This is a genomic window from Candidatus Synechococcus calcipolaris G9, assembly GCF_029582805.1.
GTDB lineage: Bacteria > Cyanobacteriota > Cyanobacteriia > Thermosynechococcales > Thermosynechococcaceae > Synechococcus_F > Synechococcus_F calcipolaris.
Genome location: NZ_JAKKUT010000002.1, coordinates 1,916,872 through 1,937,772 on the forward strand (window position 1 = coordinate 1,916,872; position 20,901 = coordinate 1,937,772).

The 20,901-nt window shown below is 48.2% G+C and carries 21 protein-coding genes; 12 read left to right on the top strand and 9 right to left on the bottom strand.

What is annotated here, in order from left to right; all coding sequences use genetic code 11:
* The first annotated feature begins 132 nt into the window (after positions 1–132).
* Both L3556_RS12285 and L3556_RS12290 read left to right on the top strand, forming a co-directional pair.
* Positions 133–1,203 carry a toll/interleukin-1 receptor domain-containing protein gene (locus tag L3556_RS12285; protein WP_277867563.1) on the top strand — a complete coding sequence of 357 codons (1,071 nt, stop codon included), beginning with the start codon at positions 133–135 and terminating at the stop codon, positions 1,201–1,203.
* 68 nt (positions 1,204–1,271) lie between these two features.
* A complete protein-coding gene (locus L3556_RS12290; protein WP_277867564.1) occupies positions 1,272–1,904 on the top strand; it encodes a hypothetical protein in 633 nt (210 codons plus the stop codon).
* 189 nt (positions 1,905–2,093) lie between these two features.
* Here the strand turns inward: L3556_RS12290 and L3556_RS12295 are convergent, their stop codons facing one another.
* Complete coding sequence (locus L3556_RS12295; protein ID WP_277867565.1) at positions 2,094–2,258, bottom strand: hypothetical protein; 165 nt, start codon at positions 2,256–2,258, stop codon at positions 2,094–2,096.
* Positions 2,259–2,646: 388 nt separating this feature from the next.
* On the opposite strand from L3556_RS12295, the gene L3556_RS12300 reads away from it, so the two are divergent.
* A complete protein-coding gene (locus tag L3556_RS12300; protein ID WP_277867566.1) occupies positions 2,647–3,396 on the top strand; it encodes a hypothetical protein in 750 nt (249 codons plus the stop codon).
* 277 nt (positions 3,397–3,673) lie between these two features.
* Complete coding sequence (locus L3556_RS12305; RefSeq protein ID WP_277867567.1) at positions 3,674–4,447, top strand: hypothetical protein; 774 nt, start codon at positions 3,674–3,676, stop codon at positions 4,445–4,447.
* Between the two features lie 12 nt (positions 4,448–4,459).
* On the opposite strand, the gene L3556_RS12310 is transcribed toward L3556_RS12305, so the two are convergent.
* The 3 genes from L3556_RS12310 to L3556_RS12320 all read right to left on the bottom strand — a co-directional run bounded on the left by L3556_RS12310 (position 4,460) and on the right by L3556_RS12320 (position 6,483).
* Positions 4,460–4,945, bottom strand: coding sequence for a PIN domain-containing protein (locus L3556_RS12310; protein WP_479682442.1), 486 nt, complete (start codon positions 4,943–4,945; stop codon positions 4,460–4,462).
* 14 nt (positions 4,946–4,959) lie between these two features.
* A complete protein-coding gene (locus tag L3556_RS12315; protein ID WP_277867569.1) occupies positions 4,960–5,187 on the bottom strand; it encodes a UPF0175 family protein in 228 nt (75 codons plus the stop codon).
* A gap of 165 nt (positions 5,188–5,352) precedes the next feature.
* Complete coding sequence (locus tag L3556_RS12320; RefSeq protein WP_277867570.1) at positions 5,353–6,483, bottom strand: FAD-dependent monooxygenase; 1,131 nt, start codon at positions 6,481–6,483, stop codon at positions 5,353–5,355.
* A 126-nt stretch (positions 6,484–6,609) separates the two neighbouring features.
* On the opposite strand from L3556_RS12320, the gene L3556_RS12325 reads away from it, so the two are divergent.
* Complete coding sequence (locus L3556_RS12325; RefSeq protein WP_277867571.1) at positions 6,610–7,260, top strand: TetR/AcrR family transcriptional regulator; 651 nt, start codon at positions 6,610–6,612, stop codon at positions 7,258–7,260.
* A gap of 404 nt (positions 7,261–7,664) precedes the next feature.
* Here the strand turns inward: L3556_RS12325 and L3556_RS12330 are convergent, their stop codons facing one another.
* Both L3556_RS12330 and L3556_RS12335 read right to left on the bottom strand, forming a co-directional pair.
* Positions 7,665–9,956, bottom strand: a complete 2,292-nt coding sequence (locus L3556_RS12330) for a glycosyltransferase family 2 protein (protein ID WP_277867572.1) — start codon at positions 9,954–9,956, stop codon at positions 7,665–7,667.
* A 130-nt stretch (positions 9,957–10,086) separates the two neighbouring features.
* Positions 10,087–11,352, bottom strand: a complete 1,266-nt coding sequence (locus tag L3556_RS12335; RefSeq protein ID WP_277867573.1) for a D-alanyl-D-alanine carboxypeptidase — start codon at positions 11,350–11,352, stop codon at positions 10,087–10,089.
* A 239-nt stretch (positions 11,353–11,591) separates the two neighbouring features.
* On the opposite strand from L3556_RS12335, the gene L3556_RS12340 reads away from it, so the two are divergent.
* The 7 genes from L3556_RS12340 to L3556_RS12370 all read left to right on the top strand — a co-directional run bounded on the left by L3556_RS12340 (position 11,592) and on the right by L3556_RS12370 (position 18,471).
* Positions 11,592–12,827: an MFS transporter gene (locus tag L3556_RS12340; protein WP_277867574.1), complete on the top strand. Its 1,236-nt coding sequence runs from the start codon at positions 11,592–11,594 to the stop codon at positions 12,825–12,827.
* Between the two features lie 39 nt (positions 12,828–12,866).
* Positions 12,867–14,213: a type IV pilus twitching motility protein PilT gene (locus tag L3556_RS12345; RefSeq protein ID WP_277867575.1), complete on the top strand. Its 1,347-nt coding sequence runs from the start codon at positions 12,867–12,869 to the stop codon at positions 14,211–14,213.
* A gap of 1 nt (position 14,214) precedes the next feature.
* Complete coding sequence (locus tag L3556_RS12350) at positions 14,215–14,943, top strand: circadian clock KaiB family protein (protein ID WP_277867576.1); 729 nt, start codon at positions 14,215–14,217, stop codon at positions 14,941–14,943.
* Positions 14,944–14,972: 29 nt separating this feature from the next.
* A complete protein-coding gene (locus L3556_RS12355) occupies positions 14,973–15,413 on the top strand; it encodes a thioredoxin domain-containing protein (protein ID WP_277867577.1) in 441 nt (146 codons plus the stop codon).
* An 80-nt stretch (positions 15,414–15,493) separates the two neighbouring features.
* Positions 15,494–16,159 carry a chorismate lyase gene (locus L3556_RS12360; protein ID WP_479682443.1) on the top strand — a complete coding sequence of 222 codons (666 nt, stop codon included), beginning with the start codon at positions 15,494–15,496 and terminating at the stop codon, positions 16,157–16,159.
* Complete coding sequence (locus L3556_RS12365) at positions 16,156–17,982, top strand: M61 family metallopeptidase (RefSeq protein WP_277867578.1); 1,827 nt, start codon at positions 16,156–16,158, stop codon at positions 17,980–17,982. The genes L3556_RS12360 and L3556_RS12365 overlap by 4 nt, the downstream gene beginning before the upstream one ends.
* Before the next feature lie 36 nt (positions 17,983–18,018).
* Entirely contained in the window at positions 18,019–18,471 is a 453-nt protein-coding gene (locus L3556_RS12370) for a hypothetical protein (RefSeq protein WP_277867579.1), read from the top strand.
* Here L3556_RS12370 and L3556_RS12375 read toward each other — a convergent pair.
* The 3 genes from L3556_RS12375 to L3556_RS12385 form a co-directional block, all read right to left on the bottom strand.
* Entirely contained in the window at positions 18,397–19,878 is a 1,482-nt protein-coding gene (locus L3556_RS12375; protein ID WP_277867580.1) for a site-2 protease family protein, read from the bottom strand. The genes L3556_RS12370 and L3556_RS12375 overlap by 75 nt on opposite strands.
* Positions 19,879–20,138: 260 nt before the next feature.
* On the bottom strand, positions 20,139–20,351 hold the full coding sequence (locus L3556_RS12380; protein WP_277867581.1) for a hypothetical protein: 213 nt from the start codon (positions 20,349–20,351) through the stop codon (positions 20,139–20,141).
* A gap of 41 nt (positions 20,352–20,392) precedes the next feature.
* Positions 20,393–20,901: hypothetical protein (locus tag L3556_RS12385; protein ID WP_277867582.1), on the bottom strand; the 509-nt coding region annotated here is incomplete at its 5' end.

Consider the following 20,901-nt stretch of genomic DNA (forward strand, 5'->3'; position numbering starts at 1 on the left):
CGCTGCCTAATCAATAGTTAGCCGTCTCAATCTTTGAGTCTAGACAGTAAACCAGATCTATTTGAATTAGGTTATACTTTTGAAATAACAAGGTTGAACTTCCCTTGATTTAATACTAAGAAATCTTTCTTGATGAGTAGAGATGCTGAGTTTGACATTGCGTTGTCATTTGCAGGAGAAAATCGTTCTTACGTCGATCAGGTCGCAAATCTATTAAGGGATGCAGGTGTAAAAGTTTTCTATGATCTTTTTGAAGAGGCAAACCTCTGGGGAAAGAATCTTTATGATTATTTGACAGAAATCTATAAAGATAAAGCGCTGTTCACAATTATGTTTGTTTCCGATCATTATGGTCGGAAGTTGTGGACAAACCATGAGCGTCAGGCAATGCAGGCACGTGCGTTTCAAGAGAACCAGGAATATATTTTGCCTGCTAGATTCGACAATACTCAAATTCCGGGAATTTTACCCACCATAGGTTATGTATCTCTTAATAATCGCGATTCAAGTTCATTTGTGGAAGTGATTCTGAAAAAGCTTGTTTATAGTGGTCGAACTGTCCCATCCGAATTGATTCGCAAGTCTCTTTTTTCAACCTCCACTATTCCAAAGGTTGATCCAATTAACTCAAAAGTCATAGTAAGGTCTACTGCTGGTGAGCCGATCTATGGTGCTAGCGTAATTGCGATTGCTGATAATGGCACCACAAAATCTGCATCAACTGATCAAGAAGGTGTTGCGGATTTAATTATTCCCACCCGCAGACTATACAAGCTTCTAGTAGCTCACGCATCTTATCCTGGAGCCGTTATCGAATCCTGGGATCCTCATGAAGACGTTGAAGTTCAGTTGTTTCCAGCAGAAAAGATAGGGTCAGTTATTTGTGAATCTACCTGTTATATAAATGGACTGGCAGGAAGATTAAATCCTATTCTTGATACCAGTAATCGTACTTATCTTTATGCAGACAATATCGCCATTGATGGTGGCAAGCAACAACCAGCTACGTTTAGCAATAATGTTCCTTTTGAGTTGGAAGACTGTAATGGTGTAATTATGCAGGTTCGTATTTTATATATTCAGAGCCGCACGTCCTTAATTCAATACATTAAGTCTATGCCTGACGACTGCTCACAAGCGGCTGCACTCGGAACAGATTTGAACGCTATGGGTTATGATTCAAAGTGTTTTGCCGTCCGGTGAGCCGCCAGCCGTTAGAAGCTCTGCATACCAGGGGCATTTATCCCCAGAATAAGTTTTAAATAGCAAAGATGGATTTTATTGAAGAAGCCGGTGCATACGCCTATCTTTTTACATCACGTGAATCTCTCACTCACGGATTCATTAGTGTCTTTGAATATTTGTCGAGACTAATGCATCTTAAACAAATGCTCTCTCCTACAAGCCCTTTAAGGGAGCTAATTTTAGAAGAACTCTTTTGGCGACCTCCAGATTTGGAAGGGGATGGTTTTCGTTTAGAAGATACTGAAATCCAAGACTCAACTACTGAATCAGCAATAAGAGAAAAAGGAGAAGATACCGCTAATTGGATTCAAGGGTATGACGATGGTTATCTGGAGTTTTTAACCAAGTCTCAGGGTGTACTTGGGGATAAATGGATGTTTCATCAATATGATCATGATCATTTTCCTAGTATTCCTCATGGTCATTTGAATAAGCAACACAGCACCAAGCTAGATGCGTATCGAGGCTACACTTACGACACACTAAGCAATAACAAACCCTTGAAACGTGAAAAAAAGCGTTTTATCATTGAGTTGTGGAACAATCCTGAGTTTCGCACTTTTGCTATCAGAGCTATAGATTACTATCTAGAATACTTTCCCGCTTTTCAATGGCGAGTCTCGTATCCGAGAAGACTTCCTAGAATCAAGCGCGTCTAACAACCCTAGTGCAACGGATTGACCGAAACCGCCTTGTATTGTTGCAAAGTCTCTGGCAACCGCTGACTAGGAACGTTATGCTGCTTCAGTTTTTTGTTCGGCAGTAAAAGTTCGTCTTGGTTTTTGGGTCATTTGGACATTCTCCTTCATTGGCGACTCTTGGAGTTTGTCCACTTTTTTCAGTCAGGGTCATAGTTTGAGAAGTACATGGAGCGATCTGTTGGGGCAGTGGGGAGAAGCGATCGCTGGGGTGACAAAGAGAAGAAGATGAGGGCGATCGGAGACGAAATCCAGATAGCAACCCCGTTGCACCCCGACCAACAAGGGCGATCGGTTGATGCAGAGATTATCCACGGCGGGTGACGCGCCAACCGTTGTGCCGCTTGAGTTCTCGGTGGGGGTGTGATCACGATTTTACTGGCTAATGTATAAAAGTTATGCTGTTGTCCGTGTTCCATCAGCTAGCATTTTTAGGTTCATGGTAAGGAAAACCGTACCTAAACATGTAGGCGTTGTATAAAAAGTACGAGTATACTAGCGATCAATCCTTGAAAGCTCTAAAAAGCTGATTATGCCAAATTGCCCATACTGTAACATTCTAATTGACGAAGCTTACAATTTCTGCGTTAACTGTGAGCAGCAGATTAAATGTTTGGTATGCAGCAGTTACCTAATAAAGGATAAGAGTAAGTGCCTTAAGTGCGGTACTTCTTTAAGTGTGTCTCAGACTACTGCCACTCCTATGAATAATTTTTCATTAGAGGAAGAGCAAACAGAAAACAACTACTCAAGAAAGCTAAATCTGTCGTTCACAGACACTGCGATTGATAAAGTTGCATCCGTTTTGGGTGGCTACGTTCCTTTAGCTCCATCCCAAAAAACTAGACCTGTTACACAATCACAACAACAGCTTTCCTCACCTTTCTTGCCAACCTCATCGGGTAGTGAACATCTTGATCAATCTGAAGTTCTAGATAGTGAAACGGTAGATACCGTAGCAAGGATTTCTTCAGAAAATAATGCTATTTCAAGTACCTCAGAGTATTTTGAAAAAGATGGGCAGGGATTTTTAATGTCACGCATTCATGATTATAAGGGTAGAAATAAAAAGCTTCAACAACAGCGATTTAGCACTCTTTACGTATGGGCTTATAACAGTTTCAACAATGAACCCGTGCCAAATGAGCATCTAACCCAAGCCGCGCAGCGAAATGGGATATATGATCAGAACTTTCCTACGTATGTCAAGGAGGTAGCAGGTCGTTTTTTTACGAAAATTGATGGTTCTTTCAAGCTCAATCCTGCTGGAAGCGCCGAAGTAGCCAAGATTCAAGCAGAAATACAAGACTCAGACTTAAGTGGTTTTGAGTATTGGAATTCAAACCGAAAAAAAACAATCGAGTTTCTCGTAACACAAAAGAAGATTTACAGAAAGTTGAACAATGGATTCAGGTTCCATCCAAACTTGAGAATTTTGATGTTAGAACGTTAAGCAAGGCGGCAGAGTTTGCAATCCTTGCCCTTTACGATATTACTAAGGAGCTAAAGGTTGAAAATGCTGTAAAGCCAGCAATGGCCTATGAGTATCTTACAAAAAGATATAAAACGGTGCCAGTTAAAAAGAAGCTCTTCAGCGATACTCTGTCTCATAAAAGATATGGAAATTACTTTGAACGCACCCCTGACGGCTTATACTATCTTACCCAAGAAGGTGAAGGCATTGCACAAAGTTGGATTAGTAAAGTAAGTAGTGTAGATCATCACAGTTAATGAGTATTCAAAGAACTCAAATTGAAGCAGCTTTATCTGCAAAACTTCCTCAAGATATCCTCACTGCATTGCTTGATGAGTATCAACATATTAAGCAACAATTTTTTCTAAGGAAATTTCAACCAGCGGAGCTAAATGCTGCTCGATTTAGTGAATGTGTTTTACGTCTCATTGAGTTCTTGGATACAGGCAACTATACTCCTTTGGGGAGGCAGTTGAATACACAAAGTATCATAAATCGTGTTTCTAATAATACTGGGTTGCCGGAAGGTATTCGATTTTTCATTCCTCAACTTACAAGAGTTCTTCTTGATATTCGGAATAAAAGAAATGTTGCTCATGTTGGCGGAGAAGTAAATCCTAATTATTCTGATTCTCTGCTTGTCTCTCATTCCGCAGACTGGATTTTAATTGAACTTATTCGTAACTACCATGTAAATAGCATTGATGAAGCAAGGAGGATTGTTGAAAGTATCAATGAAACCAAAATTCCTGTAATAGTAGAGGTTGGAAGCTTTGTAAGAGTTCAAAGCACAAAACTCAAATCTGATCAAAAGACTCTGCTTGTTCTATATTACAAACAACCAGATAAAGTTAGCGATGCAGACTTAATTAAATGGCTCAAATATTCAAATGTTAGCAGATACCGAACTAAAGTTTTGAAATCATTAGACAACGAGGCTTTAATTCACTACGAAAATGGGTTTTGCACACTCCTTCCTAAAGGAATTATCTACGTCGAAAAAAACATTAGTCCTGAACTAATCATATAAATCTTGAGTGATTTACTCATCTGCTTCACTCAAAACATCTGCATAAAGTTGGACGCTGATTCGGAAATTTGCTTGACTTATCAAATCGTCCATTATGGGTTTAACTGCTTCAATTAAATTTTGGCGTTTCGCTAACAGTAGAATTCCCAGGATGCCTGTAATATTTAGACCCAAATCTTTTGCAGCTTGTCTACCCAGTCGCTCGTCAATCAACAATCGGCTTGCTCCTACTTCAACAGCAAGTGCAATTGCTTCCGCCTCACCAATATTAACGCAAGTTCTTAACTCGGCAACCAATTGTTGATTCTGAACTGAATGAACTTCTAGCCAAGTTGCTGATTGAACTGCTGTAACCACAGTTTTTCCCGCTCTATCATCTAATAATTCTCCATATACTGCATGTAGAATCAGAATCCTTTCATAGATTTTTTGCATTAGACTTAATTGTCCAACTTTCGCCAAGTTTGAAATGGGCGAGGTGTTACTTACTATGTTCACTGATAGTCTGTATCCTATAGAGTGTTGAGATCATCTTGAAACTCAGCAACATCATAATGTACAGAGATGCCTCGATCTGCCAATAGTTTTTGAAACTCCATCCGATGCAGCCCTACTAACTCACTCGCTTTTCCCAAGCTAATTTTGTCTTGCCGGAACAGCATAAACACAATTTCCAGAAATAGCTCGCCCTCTGAGAATCCACTAGCTCTTACTAGGTCGTCGGAAATCACCAAACTCATGCTTCTCCCTCCAATTTTTAAATCTTCTGCCTAGATCGTAGCAGTGAAAGTAAGAACAGGTCAGGCTGTTGCCAGATATAGCCCTTGTAGCGGCGCGTCATAACAATGCGTTGGTGCGGACGGTACAGAGGTTATTGATGGGCGTTCAAGGTTATCTGTGAGGCGTTAAGCACGATAAGCATGAAGAGATTTAAAACTATTGCTAATTGCTGAGTCCATTACTTTCATAAAAGTGTTGCGAATTCCGACCGCTAAAGGATTTTTCAATTCGCCCATCTTGCTAGACTGTAAGGATTGCTCAACGATCGCTTTGGTACGGGGAAACCGCAGAGATTCATACTTTTGAAATGCCGCTACTGGATTGGGATTTTCTTTAAGACATTTTGCTACAACATATGCATCTTCTAAAGCAGTGCAAGCACCTTGCCCCATTGTTGGTAGCATCGGATGAGCCGCATCACCAAGTAGTGTTATATTTCCTATGCTCCAAGGCTGGGTTGGAGGGCGATCGTACAGATCTGTTGTAATGATCTGAGATTCGTCCGTTGCCGCAATCAATTCAGGAATGGCGCTGAACCAATCTTGGAAAATATTCTCTAATTCTTTCTTACGACCGATCGCGGCATCTGACTGGTTTTCTGGTGCAGTCGCAGCAACATACCAATACATCTTGCCCTTGCCAAGCATCATAAACCCGCAGCCTTTCCCACCACCGAGGTATTCATGGATATAACCTGGTCGATAGCTTTTGGGGACAAATTCGGTTAATCCACGCCAAGTCTTGAAGTTGCGATAGGTTGGTGGCACTTCCCCTAAAAGGGCTGCTCGAACCCGTGATCGTAATCCATCAGCACCAATTAAGGCATCGCCTTCCACTTGCACTCCCGACGTGAAATAGGCATAAACTCGTTTGTCTTGCCGCTCAAATCGTTCAAAGGTCTCGCCCAAAATAAACTTCTCGGTGGGGACATTTTGCCACAGCAGCCGATGTAATTCGGCTCGATGAATTCCAACAACAGGCAATTCAAACCCATCGATCGGCACATTCACTAATTCCTTCCCCTGCTGCGAACAAAATTGATAGTTCGTGGTGAGATAGCCAACTTTGATCGCTTCTTCCAGCAAGCCTAAGTTTTTCATGACATGGGTAGCATTTGCCCAAAGCGCAACGCCTGCACCAACTTCTCGCAGTTCTTTCGTTCGCTCGTAGACAACAGGCTCAAACCCCTGAAGCCTTAGAGCAAGCGCAGTGGCAGCGCCTCCAATACCGCCTCCGACTAAGATGATTCGCTTCATAACCGATCCTTTATCGACAGACTTGTCAGTTGATTAATCTCGATTGAATCAGATTTATGCAAGCTTGTCAACTGACTGTTCAGTTGATTAGGGGTAGAATGGACTTTGAAGTTCTTGAGTCCTGAGATGGCTGTGGCGCAAACAAAAACTGTAAAAGATAAGCAGGCTAAACCCGTTAGAGACGCTGCGGCAACTCAAGCCGTAATTTTAGCGGCAGCTGAGGAGGAGTTTGCCCAACATGGGTTCACGGCGACTAGAACTGAAGCGATCGCCGCCAAAACCAAGGTGGCAAAGTCGATGATTTACTACTACTTCAAAGATAAGGAGGGATTGTATCAAGCGGTTTTGGCTCGATCTCATGCGGATATTCTAGAAACAGTTCAAAAATTGGAGTTAGAACAGTTATCTGCTGAAGTTGCACTAGAACAATTTTTGAGAGCATTGCTCGATTGTGTATCCCGTAACCCAAGGCTGCCAACAATCATGTTTCACGAAGCTGTACAAAATCAAGGAAAGTTCTACAAAGAAAGTAGTTCAGCGAATATTGATACTGTTTTGATCGCAATCTTGGAGCGAGGTGTGACGCTAGGAGTATTTCGTTCACTCGATCCATTTCAGTCTGCTATCAATATTATGGGAACTTGTTTGTTCTATTTTATTGGTGCAGGCAACATCAAACAGTTTCCGCAAGGTAAACGACTCTTGAGCAAAGCTATGCTGGAGCAGCATACTCAAGAAGCGATCGCGCTAATCTTGGCAGGTGTGCGAAAATCTTGACAGCAGCAGGCAAGGAGTCATAATGGCAACAATTCAGGATAAAACTACAGAAGCTGTCAATTATTAGAGGTGTTGAAAGTTAGCTTAAAGAAGAAAAAAAGGGTAGAAATATAGTATTCTACTTTTATAAAAATATAAAAAATGTGAGTACATCATGACGTCATTTCCAAAAATTGTCAAATCAATTTTCAAGTCACTTAACCGTTCTGACTACCCAGTTCTTAGAGGCTGTTTAAAAAGAAAGATTACGCAGGGGCAAGGTAGCGTAGTGTTAGGGTTAGACATAGCCACCCGTCTGTTCATCAAAATAGTGCTTCTAATACTCCGGCCCAGCGGCTTCGTAGGCAAAGCGTTGCTACACTGGCAGCCTCAACTGGAGGGCGGATACAGATGAAATCTCTCTGCTAACCAGGAAATGTCACTCTAGGAGCCGATCCACCAATGGGCTTGGTGTGGGGTTTTTGAAACCTAGCCCAGAGAATTCGTGGATAAACCAGGGATTTAAGCAACAGGGCGATCGCCGTGCCTTCGGAAGGGGTATGGGGCCATTGCCACCGTCCTGGTTGACAAAAGAGTAATTCTACTAATTCACGATAGGTAGCCAAGTCACAATTTTTGAAGCGCAGGTCAATCACCTGTTGGGGATAGCCCAATTCTTGGGTCTGTTGCCCCGGTTTACTCAACTCAATGTTTATCAGATCAGCCTGAAGTTGGATATTTGATTCCAGTAACTTAATACTTAAATCGGCATCAAAGGCAGAGGCTGGAATACACTGGGGTAAGGAAATTTTTGCACCCCCTTCTGATAGTAATACCGAGGTTCCCCAAACGGTTAATGGTGGGCAATGCTCCCAGGCGATCGCAATCTCAGCGGTTTGTTGAATGGGCAGCCAATCAAAGGGATCGGGCTGAGGCGCATCAATCAAGACCAGCAGGGCTAAGCCAATGACTACTAGGTTATAGGCACTCCAAATCCAGGCCAGGGTCATTCCCTGTTCCGGATTAGCCAAGTTGATTCCTAGGGCAACCCCAGAGGCAATAAATAACCCTAGGAGTGGCCAACCAAATTGCCAGTTAAAGGCGTAGCGATCGCGCTGAATGCCCTTCGGCGTAACCCGAAACGATCGCCCAAAGGGTCGCCACAGGGTATGAATCACCGTAAAGGTCAAGGGAATACATTGGGCAACGGCATAAATATCTGAGATCAGGGCCGAGCGACTACGGCCATTCAGCCAGGCAAAACTACTCACTAGTACCCAATAGTAGGGCAGAAAATAGTACAACCATTCCCGCAAGGTTGTCTCTAGGGGCACAACCCCCAAAAAGGCATAGCTAAAGGGCATCAGGAGCAAGATCAACCGCAATGGGCTATGGAACCACTGAAGTAACCCTTCTAAATGGGCTAATCGCTGGAGAAATGTCAAATTGGGCAGTTTAAGGGGACTGGCCTGGATAAAAAAGGCCTGTAATGTTCCCCGGGCCCAGCGCAGCCGTTGACCAATATGCCCCGTCATGTCTTCAGCGCAGAGGCCCGCACTCAGGCTCTCATCTAGATACAAGACGCGATAGCCATGGGAGCTAAGGGTGACAGCGGTAAAGTAATCTTCGCTCAAGGACTCCGTGTTAAATCCCCCCACCTCGTCCAGGGCCGATCGCCGCGCCACAAAGGAACTGCCGTAACACAGGGCCGTTTCAATTCCATCCCGGAGGACTTGGTAATGGCGGGAAAAAATTTCTACTTCCTGGGGCAGATAGTTCTCTAAACCCAGGTTACGGGAGACCGGATCCGGATTATAAAAACTCTGATAGGTTTGCAGGAGGCCCACCTCAGGATCAGCAAAAAAGCCAAGGGTGCGACTCAAAAAATTTCTGGTGGGGATAAAGTCCGCATCAAACACCACCACCAATTCCCCGGTTGTTAAGGCGAGGGCATGGTTGAGATTTCCCGCTTTTGCATGGCGATTATCCGGTCGGGTGATATAGGAACAGCCCAACGTTGCCGCAAGTTCTTGGACGGCGGGACGGTGCGTATCATCCAATAGATAAATGGTTTTTAGATCGTAGTCTAGGGCCTGACAGCCGATAATCGTGCGCCGCAAAATATGTACCGGCTCGTTGTACGTGGGAATGAGAATATCCACCCTAGGGAGATAGCGGCCCGATTTGACCAACATTTCAGCGGCATTGGCCTGGCTGTGGCGATCCTTGATTTTTAGAACCAAATACAGTTGCAGACTATAACCCGCAATAATGAAAATCTCAATCCCCAGGAGGGTCAAACTCAACACTGAATTGAGGGGTGTCGTCAGGTTGAGGGTCAGCAGCGATCGCCAGGCCAAGTAGCGCAGCATCAGGGCAAATAAACTACTGACAATGATCAAACGCGACCAGAGACGCGGCTGGGGCGAAAAGTGGGTAATCCCTAGGGCAAGGCTGCCAAGAAGAATCGTGGGCCAAAAAATGAGGGGTTTATCCAGTTCACTAACATCCAGCCAACCCAAGGATTGGGGAACCGTCGGTAGACTTAAAAGGGCATCACAGATCTCTTTGTAGACCGTGGCCACTAGGGGAACCAACTGCCCAGAAAAGGCAACGGCCAAGCCTAAACTCACCAAGATTAGCAGAAAGAAGAGTAGGGGCGATCGCCAGCGGCGGGGCATAGATCCCTGACGTTGAGTGGTAGATTTAGGACGCACAATCACCAAGACTCTCCCGTAACATACCGCCAATTCTCTTCAATGTTAAGAAAATGAAACCTCATTGCCTGTGACCTAGGTCATGGAAATTCGGTTCCCCAGAGAACGGTGGTTCTTTCTACTGTACGAGTTAGGTCCCAGTAAGGGATCGATTGCGTTCCCGATCGCCTAGGCGAAACGGTGGACTATTGCCCTGAAACTCTAGGGGTAAGGTACTGGCTCGCCCCAAATCATCCATAAATCCTTGGACTAAATTCTCCTGTTCTTGGCGAAATCCATCCAGATGAGGGCCGCCATTAATAATAGAAAAGCACACCGTGCCATACTTCTGGGTGGGGATAATGCCGGTTAGGGCACTGACATTCCAAAGGGTTCCTGTTTTAACTAACGTGGATTGGGGTAGGGTTCGATAGTCAAGGGTTCCCCCATCCCGGCCGGCCATGGGTAAAATGTCCGCCAAACTGAGGTTTTGGGCCCCTAGTTGGGTTTGCAACATCTGAAACATGCCACAGGCAGCCCGAGGACTAATTCGATTTTCATCCCCCAGGCCCGATCCATTGATTAACTGAATCTCCTGGGTCGGTACCCCAATCATCTCAGCTACTTTGGGGCCAAGAACGGGGCCGCCCCCCACCATATCCGCTAACATCTCCGACATGTCATTGTTACTGTAGATATTCATTTGCCGCAGAATTTCTACCAAGGGCAGGGAGCGGTGTTCTAGCAAAAACTTCGTGTCTGCCGGAATGGTTTCCGTGATCATCACTTGGCCGGCGATCGCCAATTGGGGGCGGGGAGTTCCTGGAGCCATGCGATTGTAGGTGTCTTGTAATTCCCCGGGCCATTGCCGTGAATCCATCGCCTGCTTGAGAATCACACCCGCGGAGCCAGGGTCATCGGTATAGTTCATGGCAAAGGGGGGGACAATCACTACATTTCCATCAATCTGGCGAATTCCCAGGTCATTCAGGGCATTGGCCACCATAATGGCCTCCTCCCAAACAAAGAGGGGATCATTGCTGCCGACGATAACAAGATCCCCCTTGACGACCCCATTAACGAGATCGCCCGTGGTACCAAACCGGGTCAAGAACTCATGGTGGGGGGGAAACTTATCTAAGATTGCCAAAGTCGTCGCAATTTTCGTAATCGATGCCGCCGAAAGGGGGCGATCGCCCTGGTGATTGACCAATAATTGATCCTGGGTTTGCAGCCATACCCCTTGATCGGTGACAGGGATGCCCTTTTGTTCTAAAGCCTCTAGATAATCTGTAACCCGTTGTTGAACGACCTGCTCCCTTGGGAAAACCATGGTTGCCAGAGTCGTTTCGTTGAGTATGGCCTGACCCGTTGTCGCTTGCCATAGCAGATCAACTGTGGCTAAAAGTTCTAACATCCTAAACCACTCCCCCACGTTAGATGTGAATTCGTCCCTAAATGCCCAAATATAGTCCCTAAATATAATAGTGAAATAGTGAAGGATTTACTCTGTGGCATGAAATCATTTACTAATCCGATATTAACTCAGCATTAATTAGCAAATTCTCTATGGAGAAATCAGAGGTCTCCTATGGCAGGGGCAAGGACTGAAAGCTATCCTGGAAGGAGTTAAAGATTTGTTAAGTAGGTGAACATTTGCTGACATTACTGGGATTGCCGCCCCAGGTACGGAAAACGCTTTTTGCCCTGTGGATGACGGCACTGCTCTTTTGGTCAAGTCTGGCATCCTTGCTGCCAACATTGCCCCTCTATATTCGCGATGTGGGGGGAACACCTCACCAAATTGGCATTGTCATGGGAGCCTTTGCCGTGGGGCTGCTGGTATCCCGGGCCTGGTTAGGACGAGTGGCGGATCAGCGAGGTCGAAAAATGGTTCTGGTGATTGGCCTGGCGGTGGCTGCGGCTGCCCCGTTGATCTATCACCTAAGTCAATCCCTGTGGCTATTGGCCTGGGTACGGGCCTTCCATGGCATTAGTATTGCCGCCTTTACGACGGGTTACTTGGCCCTGGTGACCGATGTAGCACCCTCGGAGCATCGGGGTGAAGTGATTGGCTATACCAGCCTGGCCCATCCCATCGGCGTGGCCATCGGCCCCAGTATAGGGAGTTGGATCCATGAGTGGGCCGGTTATTTGCCCCTGTTTATGATCTCCTCTGGCCTGGCTCTGATCGGATTAATCTGTATTTGGCCGATCCGGGAGCCGGAATCTTCCCGCAGGTCTGGTTTAGGCTCGACCCTTAACAAGGGACTGTTTTGGCGGTTACTTCTGGGCGATCGCCTGCGAACTCCTGCCTTAGTCATGCTTTTAGTGGGTTTGACCTTTGGCATCATGGCCACCTTTATTCCCCTATTTATTGCCGATATGGATTTTTCCCTGAACGCGGGCACATTTTATACAGCAGCGGCGATCGCCAGCTTTTTAGGACGGATTTTGACGGGGGCTGCCTCCGATCGCTGGGGGCGCGGTATTTTCATCTCCATGAGTTTGGGCTTTTATGGATTATCCATGGTTCAACTGGCCCAGGTGACCAGTGATCAACAACTCTTACTGGCGGCGGTGATCCAGGGTCTTGGTAGTGGCATCTTAATTCCGATGATGGCCGCCATGATGGCAGATCGCTCCCTGCCCCAGGAACGGGGTCGGGTACTGAGCTTGAGTCTGGGAGGCTTTGATTTAGGCATTGCCATCGCTGGCCCGGTGTTTGGGGCCCTGGTGATTCCCTTGGGCTTGCCCTTTTTATTTTTACTGGCAGGTGGATTTAGTTTTCTGGGATTGGTCTTATTTATGAGTTTTAGTAGTAAAACCTTTGGTGAATCTCTCTTGTTTGCCCTAGGCCGCAGCCGCGATCGCTATGCTCTAGAATCGTGACATTAACCCTTCACATGACCCCTCACTGAGAATCCATCTATGGCTGATCCTCAACGTCCCCCTGGGCCACCCCCCCGCATGCCTGCCCCACCCCCCATGGCTCCCCGTCCTGGCTCTGCTCCCTCCCCCCAAGACCAGTCCACCCAAGCCATGCCAGCGGCTCCTCGACCGGCCCCACCCCCACCACGGATGCCCGGCCCACCCCAAGGAATGCCACCCATGCCCCCCGGTCAAGGGATGCCCATGCCACCACCGGCCATGCGTCCCCCGGGCCAACAATCTGCTCCCACCCAACCCATGGCAACCCAAGGGCCTCGTCTCAATGGCCCAACGATGGAGCAACTCATCCGCGAAGCCTTTGAAAATGGCTTTTCAGATATTCACGTTGGTGTGGGTGAAACCCCCCGTTTTCGGGAGCGGGGCAAACTGGAGCCAAGCAACCACCCCGTCACTGATGAGGATACCTTTAACTATTGGTTAAACGAGTTACTCACCCCCCAACAGACAGAACAGTTTCGCACCCATCTGGAATACGACGGCGCGAAGCAGTACGAAGGGATGTGTCGGGTACGGATTAATATTTTTGTTGCCCTGAAGGGGCCCGCCATGGTGCTGCGGCTCATTCCTCTGAAGATATTAACGATGGAGCAGTTAAATCTGCCGCCGGTCTTTAAGGATCTCTGCCACTATCACAAAGGCTTGATTTTGGTAACGGGACCCACAGGTTCCGGGAAATCCACAACCCTAGCCGCCATGGTGGACTACATCAACACCGAGATGCCCAAGCATTTAATCTCCATTGAAGACCCAATTGAATTTGTCCATCAAAGTCGGCGGGCGATGATCCGGCAACGGGAGGTGGGCATCCATACCCTCAAGTTTGATAATGCCCTGAAGGCCTCTCTGCGGGAAGACCCGGACATTATTTTGATTGGGGAAATGCGCGATCGCGAAACCGTGAATACGGCCCTCAAAGCTGCCCAAACCGGTCACATGGTCTTTGGAACCCTGCACACCAACAGCGCAGTGAAAACCATTGAACGGATTCTCAACCTCTACAATCCAGAGGAACAGGGGCCGATGCGGATGCAGGTAGCAGAGTCCCTCGTGGCGGTTATTGCCCAAGCCTTGGTGCGAACTACCGATGGTAAACGGGCGGCGATCCATGAAATCATGATCAACACCGATGCCATTAAGGACTATATTTTGCGCGGTGACGTGGAAGAGATTGAAGCCATTATTCCCCAATGTACCTACGACGGTATGTGCACGATGAATCAATGTCTCTTTGAACTCTACGAATCCGGGCGAATTGACGAGGAAACGGCGATCGAAAACTCACCCAAGCCCAACGAAATGGCCCAAGCCATGCGTGGCCGGATTTAAGATGGTGGCAAAACCTCTTCTCTATAAGGGGTTAGCCCTATTTACCCCAGGGGAGGATCTGATCTATTGCCTGGATCCCCACAAGCAGGGCCGTTGGCATCACCATCTCTGTACGGTTTTGCAGCACCTGTTGGATCTAAGTGAACCTCCCCTTTTTTTAACGCCCTACTATACGGCAACGGTGGATTATTGGTATGACCCTGCCAGTCAACAAATTCGTGTCGTCGCTGAGGCCCATCCGCCAGTGTGGCAACATCGGCCCCTCCTGAATCAGCTTTTTGCATTGCCAGGACAAAAAAGTATTCCTTGGCAGTGTCTTGAAACGGTGGACACCCAGGATCATTCCTCAGCGATCGAAGCCTATCGTCACCGCTACCCCCAGCTATGGCAACATCACCAACTGATCTATGGCCTGCAAGATATTGCTTCACCCACGGTCTCGAACCTGCCCACGGCCTCTACCACCGAACCCTATCTCCTCCGCCTTTATGTCTCTGGTCATACCACTGCCACGGCCCAGGCCCTAAAAACGCTCCATGAACTATTGCCCCGTTGTCTGTCCCGGCCCTACACCCTGAAAGTGGTAGATGTCGCCCGCCAACCGGATCTGGCAGAGGAAGATCAGGTGACAGCAACCCCGACCCTAGTACGCGCCCGTCCCTTTCCGATCCGGCGACTCGTAGGAAGTTTGGATAGTATAGAGAGATTACAACGGCTCCTAAGTCCCTAGGAATGATAACAGCTATGAGGATTACCCCTATGAAATACCCCCACCTGCTCCAATTGATAGGGGTGGGCCTAGGTCTGGCTGGATTTGCCATTGCGGGCCAGGCGATCGCCCTTCATCGGAATCCATCCCTGGAGACGCTACAGCCCATTGAGGCCAACTCCTCCCTCGCCCAAGCATCTGCTAAACAATCCCTAGCCCTGCACCTGAAGCAAATTAATGCCAAGATGTACGGGGCCTACTGGTGTCCCGCCTGTAAAAAGCAAATTGAAGTCTTTGGTAGCCAAGCCTTTCGCCAAATTAACTACATTGAATGCGATCCCGGTGGTGCCAATGCCCAGCCCAAGGTCTGTGCCAATGCCAAAATTCGCGCTTACCCGACCTGGGAAATCAATGGAAAAATGTACGAAGGAGCCTATCCCCTCAAGGCCCTAGCCCAAATTTCCGGTTATCGTGGCCCCATGAATTTTTAGGGGCATGACTGACTCCGGCTCTGTGAGAATAGCCGACAGTTGCTAAAATTAATCAAGTTTTGTTAAGAGACCTGAATCCCTTGTCTGCTTCCCTCCTTTCTTCAGTGGCTACGGAATGGTATGCCCTTGATCCTCTTTGGCAAGGGGATTTTAGCGTTATTCAACAGGGTTTACCCCATGAGTTACTCCGGCCCACCTGGCAAATTTTGATCCTGGGGGATGGATCGCCAACGCGGCATTTACAACTTCTCACGGGGGAGCCGACGGAGGTGGATGTCATTGATATGTCTACGGTGGGGATGGATCCCGACGGTGCCCCCCATCAAATTCAACTGATTCCGGGGCCGCGCATGCGCCGACAGGTTTGGCTACGCACCGCATCGGGTCAACGTTTAGCCTACGCAACCTCCTGGTGGGAAAATTCCCATGTGGATGAATATCTAGAAAACCGTTCGATTCCGATCTGGGCCAGTCTGGCCAAACTGAAGGTGGAGCTTTATCGGGATATTCAAGGGGTTTATCTGGGGGAATCCTCGGACTTAGCAGAGGCCTTCCAGGAAACGGGGCCCTTTTGGGGACGACATTACCTTTTTTGGCACGATCGCCGCCCCTTGACGTTGATTTATGAAGTGTTTTCCCCCTACCTGTCCCGATACCTAGGGTCGATGGAACCTGCGGATGGCCATGGTCGTGAAATTCTGCGGGAAGCTCTGGGCAAAAATTTTATCGAGGATGATCGATCATGACGGTAGCCGCGATCGCCCCGGAACCCTCCCTATCGCCCACCTATTGGTTGCACTATCAGGTGGACTGTACCCAACCCCAGTCCCATCTGTTGACCGTGACCCTGACTATTTTGACCCAGGACCAAACCAGCCTTGATCTCAAATGTCCGGTGTGGACCCCCGGTTCCTATCTGATCCGTGAGTATGCCCGCCATATCCAGGATTTTCAGGCCCATCAGGCCGACGGGACTCCCCTACCTTGGCAAAAGATCAGCAAAAACCATTGGTGTATTTCTCTGGGGGCAGAGTCAATAGCAGCAGAGTCGATAGCAGCAGAGTCGATCGAGAAAGTGGTGGTCTCCTACCGAGTCTATGCCTACGAATTAACGGTACGCACCAATCACTGTGATGCCAGCCATGCCTACTTTAATCCTGCGGCCCTCTGTCTCTACGTGCCGAAATACCGCGATCGCCCCCTCCAGATCACGATTATTGCTCCCGTTGGTTGGCAGGTGACGACTCCCCTACCCACCTTATCCAATCAAACCCATGGATTTTGGGCAGAAAACTATGACACCTTGGTGGATAGCCCCTTTGAGATTGGTTGTCATGACCTCTATTCCTTTCAAGTCCAGGGGAAACCCCACGAATTAGCGGTGTGGGGCCAGGGAAATTTAGACCCGGATCGGGCGATCGCCGATATTGAAAAAATCATTAAGGTGGAGGCGGATCTGTTTGGCGGCTTGCCCTACGATCGCTATGTGTTTTTCCTTCATTTAACGGCAAAAAGCTATGGTGGCCTAGAGCATAAAAATGGTTGCTCGTTGATTTTTAGCCGCTTTGGCTTTCGGCAGCCGGAGCAATACCAGCGATTTCTTTGTTTGGTGGCCCACGAGTTTTTCCATCTTTGGAATGTGAAGCGACTCCGGCCCAAGGAACTAGAGGTTTTCGACTACGACCAAGAGAACTACACGCCCTGTCTCTGGTTCTGTGAGGGGATCACCAGCTACTACGATCAACTGATTCCCCTCTGGGCCCAATTATTTGATGCCGCAACCTACCTCAAGCTCCTTTCCGAAAGCCTGAATCGCTATCTACAAACCCCTGGCCGGCAGGTGCAGTCCTTAGCTGACTCCAGCTTCGACGCCTGGATTAAGCTCTATCGACCCGATGCCAATAGTCCCAATGCCCAGATGTCCTACTATCTGAAGGGTGAATTAGTGGCCCTGTTGTTGGATCTGCGAATTCGCCTGGCCCACAATCACCGGCGATCGCTCAATAATGTACTTCAGAACCTGTGGCACACCTATGGAATCCCGGAAACTGGCTACAGTCACGATCAACTCTGGGCAGAAATTGAGGCGGTCGCTGAAGAAGACCTGGGAGATTTTCGCCGCCGCTATGTTGAACAAACCGATGAGTTGCCCCTTGCAGAAACTCTAGGGAAGGTTGGCCTAGAACTTGTCCACGACGAAGGTAAGGCCATTCCCTACACGGGTATTCAGTTGAAACAAACCCATGGTGCGGCCATCCTAAAAACGGTTTTCCGGCATTCCCCGGCCCAAGACGCTGGCCTGGCCCCCGGCGATGAACTGGTGGCGATCGCCCGTTGGCGAATCACTGCGGAACAATGGCAGGAACACCTACGCAACTATCAACCGGGGGATCATCTGGAAATAACCTTCTTCCGGGAGGGGATACTGCACACCACTACCCTGGTTTTAGGGGATCCTCAGCCCCATAAATACGTTCTCCGTCGCCATCGGGAGGCTTCCTCTGGGGCGATCGATCATCTCTGTGCCTGGCTAGGCCCATCGGCCCGGGGCCTAGGGTCGCTAGGATAGAACTAGAGCAACCTTCCTCGGATACCCCACCTTGCTATGGCCTCTCCCCCTGGTTCTGCCTCGGATTTTCCCAATCCCCATCTGTTTGCCCTAGAAGTAGAGCGACTCCACCGTTTGACGATTTGGGGCCGCTGGCTGGTGGTGCTAGGATTATGGCTGACGGTTGGTTTAGGGAGTCTCTGGAATTTTCGCTACGAAATCTCCCTACTCCGCGAGCATTTCACCTGGGCAGCCCTGCGCTATGGCATTATTTTTAACCGCTTGGCCAGCCTTGGTTTAGCCTTTTGCATTGGCATGACCCTAGCTATTTTGATGTGGCAGACGCGCAATATTCTTTGGGGGCGGCCCAAGACCTGGCAAAAACACCTAGAGCAACGAGTTCTCCGCATTCGCCGCCAGGGTAAAACCCATCCCCTATGGCGTTGGGTGTGTTGTCAGGAGGATTTGACTCAGGGGATCCGGCACCGGAAAAATAATCACAATCAGTAGGGCAAGGGCAATTAAACCAAGACCATCCCGCCAATTGTCCAGTTCACTCACGTCATTGACGGCGGGTTCATCAAACGCGGGCATAAAAAATAAAATGATCGCCCAGAAGAAGAGCCAGGGCTGAATAAATGAGAGAACCAGTACCAAAAGACGACTGATTTGGCCAATCATGGCTCCGACCCGATGGCCATACATGGCATGGACAATGTGGCCCCCATCTAGCTGACCTACGGGCATTAAATTCAAGGCCGTGACCACCAGTCCCAATAAGCCGGCGATCGCCACTGGATGGAGATCAATGGCCGTGAGAGTGGTTAACTCCGAACCAAAGATCAATCGACAAAACACCGCAAAGAGAATCGAAAGGCGCGGATTCAGGGCGGTTACATCTAAGCCAGTGGTGGCACTATCCGGCAACGGCACTAGCTCCGACTGACTCAAACCCCACACCAAAAGGGGGATAGTGGCTAAAAATCCGGTAATGGGCCCGGCAATCCCCACATCAAATAGGGCACGGCGATGGGGAATGGGTGATCGCATTTGGATAAATGCCCCCAGGGTGCCTAGGGCAAAGGGAAGGGGAATAAAGTAGGGGAGGGTAGCCCGAATTTGATAATAGCGAGCCGCCAGGAAATGACCCATCTCATGGATCCCTAAAATCGCCATCAGGGATACCGCATAGGGCAACCCCGCCAATACCAGCCGCGGATTTCCACTCAGTTCTGCGGCCGTCAAATCCGGCTGGGCCAAGGCCAGGCCGGCCATGGTCGTGGTCAGGAGCGTCATTAAAAATAGGAATAGGCTTAAACTGGGTCGATGTAACTGCCCCACCTGGGGTAAGCGGCTGCGGGGAATCAGGGCAAAAAAGGGTTTGTTACTTAGGCCCATTTGGAACGTCACTAAAAAGCGATCGCCAAACCGATGGGTAATATTATCCTGGATGGTTTTGAACACCTTTTCCGAGGTTCCCCGCATTTGTCCCCGACAGATCACCGCCTGGGGACGGTATTCAATTTGTTGCAGGTAGTATAACCCCCAGGGAAAACACCCCTGTAACTGAGCTTCTTCATCTCGATTGAGCAGTTTCGTCTCAATCTCACTCTCTTTTTCTGTTGCTGTATCTAGGGCTGCGGTTTCCGGGGATGGGCTAGAACCATTCGTCCCAGGGATTTGCCCCCGACGTAATAGAATGACGTAGGAGAACGAACTAAGGATAAATAAGCTCACCAATAGCAGGGTCGGAACCGTTTGGTTGCCTTTAACTAAAGTCCAGATGGCAATGAAAAAGGCGGGAAACATCAGTACCAGCCAGAGTAGCCACCAAGGCGTTCGCGTGATGCGGGAAGCACTTTGGCGTACCAGCAATAGTAGAATGATGCCCAATAGCAGAAGGGAAATCCAGGTCATGCCGTATAAATCCTGTGGCTCAGTTGACTAAACAGCCTCGGCTAATTTTGCCGGATGTGTTTGCGTTTGCCCCTAATCGAGAAACATTAGGTGGGACGGCTTATCTTATTGTAAGAAACGATGGCAATACCCTGGTTGATTCTCCCCCATGGCAGCCAGAATATGTTCAGTTTATGCAGGATCGGGGTGGGACTCAGCATCTTTTACTGACCCATCGGGGGGCAATTGGGGCCGCAGTGGAGATTCAACACACCCAGGACTTACGCAAGGATTATAGGAATATCAGGTTGCTTGAGTTGTTGAATCAAGTAGTTGGAGAGCATTCCATGTTTAAGTTGATAGATAGTTTGCCCAGTTTTTTCAGTCAGGGTCAGTTTTAGGATTGATACATTTTCTGAGGAATCCTTGAGGAGCCACTGGGTAAAGGCGGTAGGATATTTTTCTGCTAGGTATTTACAGAGGTTGTCACGCATTTCCCTACTTTAGGCAGGCAGTTGTCCAGAAAATGACCCCACTACCAGGCTTTTGGCTTAAATTTATCATCATTGAGAATCACCATACTATCCCCGGACTGGGCTAGGACAAATAAGCCCTGATGATAGGCATAGCGGGCAACCTCTGGCGGAACGACCATGCCAGCCACGGCTCCCATTAGTTTCATGGATCGATGTTGGGGGGATAAGCGTCTAAATTTGGCAATGCGTTCGAGATGCTCATTCACATCAGTGTGGCTGAGTTTACTTTTGACTTCGACGGCAACGGCTTCATCCCCATTGACCACGAGTAAATCAATTTCTAGGCTATCTTCCCCTGCTTCAATGGTGACATCACTGGCAAGTTGACGCACGGCAATACCCCGCTCTCGAAAGAGACGCACAGCAGCGGGACGGACTTGCCATTCGACAAATTCGCCGAGGCGGTTGCCTAAGTTACCAATTTGTTGATTCACTTGCTGGATTTGGCGATCGGTCTTGCGAGCCTGATCTTTGAGAACTTGCTCCGTTTCCTGAAAGCGGCGTTCTG

What these genes read in the sequence shown, in the direction of transcription:
- L3556_RS12325 (WP_277867571.1), top strand. Translation starts at nt 6,610, where the DNA reads ATGGCTGTGGCGCAAACAAAAACTGTAAAAGATAAGCAGGCTAAACCC.
- L3556_RS12380 (WP_277867581.1), bottom strand. Translation starts at nt 20,351, where the DNA reads ATGCGTGACAACCTCTGTAAATACCTAGCAGAAAAATATCCTACCGCC.
- L3556_RS12370 (WP_277867579.1), top strand. Translation starts at nt 18,019, where the DNA reads ATGGCCTCTCCCCCTGGTTCTGCCTCGGATTTTCCCAATCCCCATCTG.
- L3556_RS12300 (WP_277867566.1), top strand. Translation starts at nt 2,647, where the DNA reads ATGAATAATTTTTCATTAGAGGAAGAGCAAACAGAAAACAACTACTCA.
- L3556_RS12345 (WP_277867575.1), top strand. Translation starts at nt 12,867, where the DNA reads ATGGCTGATCCTCAACGTCCCCCTGGGCCACCCCCCCGCATGCCTGCC.
- L3556_RS12285 (WP_277867563.1), top strand. Translation starts at nt 133, where the DNA reads ATGAGTAGAGATGCTGAGTTTGACATTGCGTTGTCATTTGCAGGAGAA.
- L3556_RS12355 (WP_277867577.1), top strand. Translation starts at nt 14,973, where the DNA reads ATGAAATACCCCCACCTGCTCCAATTGATAGGGGTGGGCCTAGGTCTG.
- L3556_RS12305 (WP_277867567.1), top strand. Translation starts at nt 3,674, where the DNA reads ATGAGTATTCAAAGAACTCAAATTGAAGCAGCTTTATCTGCAAAACTT.
- L3556_RS12290 (WP_277867564.1), top strand. Translation starts at nt 1,272, where the DNA reads ATGGATTTTATTGAAGAAGCCGGTGCATACGCCTATCTTTTTACATCA.
- L3556_RS12350 (WP_277867576.1), top strand. Translation starts at nt 14,215, where the DNA reads ATGGTGGCAAAACCTCTTCTCTATAAGGGGTTAGCCCTATTTACCCCA.
- L3556_RS12375 (WP_277867580.1), bottom strand. Translation starts at nt 19,878, where the DNA reads ATGACCTGGATTTCCCTTCTGCTATTGGGCATCATTCTACTATTGCTG.
- L3556_RS12365 (WP_277867578.1), top strand. Translation starts at nt 16,156, where the DNA reads ATGACGGTAGCCGCGATCGCCCCGGAACCCTCCCTATCGCCCACCTAT.
- L3556_RS12320 (WP_277867570.1), bottom strand. Translation starts at nt 6,483, where the DNA reads ATGAAGCGAATCATCTTAGTCGGAGGCGGTATTGGAGGCGCTGCCACT.
- L3556_RS12315 (WP_277867569.1), bottom strand. Translation starts at nt 5,187, where the DNA reads ATGAGTTTGGTGATTTCCGACGACCTAGTAAGAGCTAGTGGATTCTCA.
- L3556_RS12335 (WP_277867573.1), bottom strand. Translation starts at nt 11,352, where the DNA reads ATGTTAGAACTTTTAGCCACAGTTGATCTGCTATGGCAAGCGACAACG.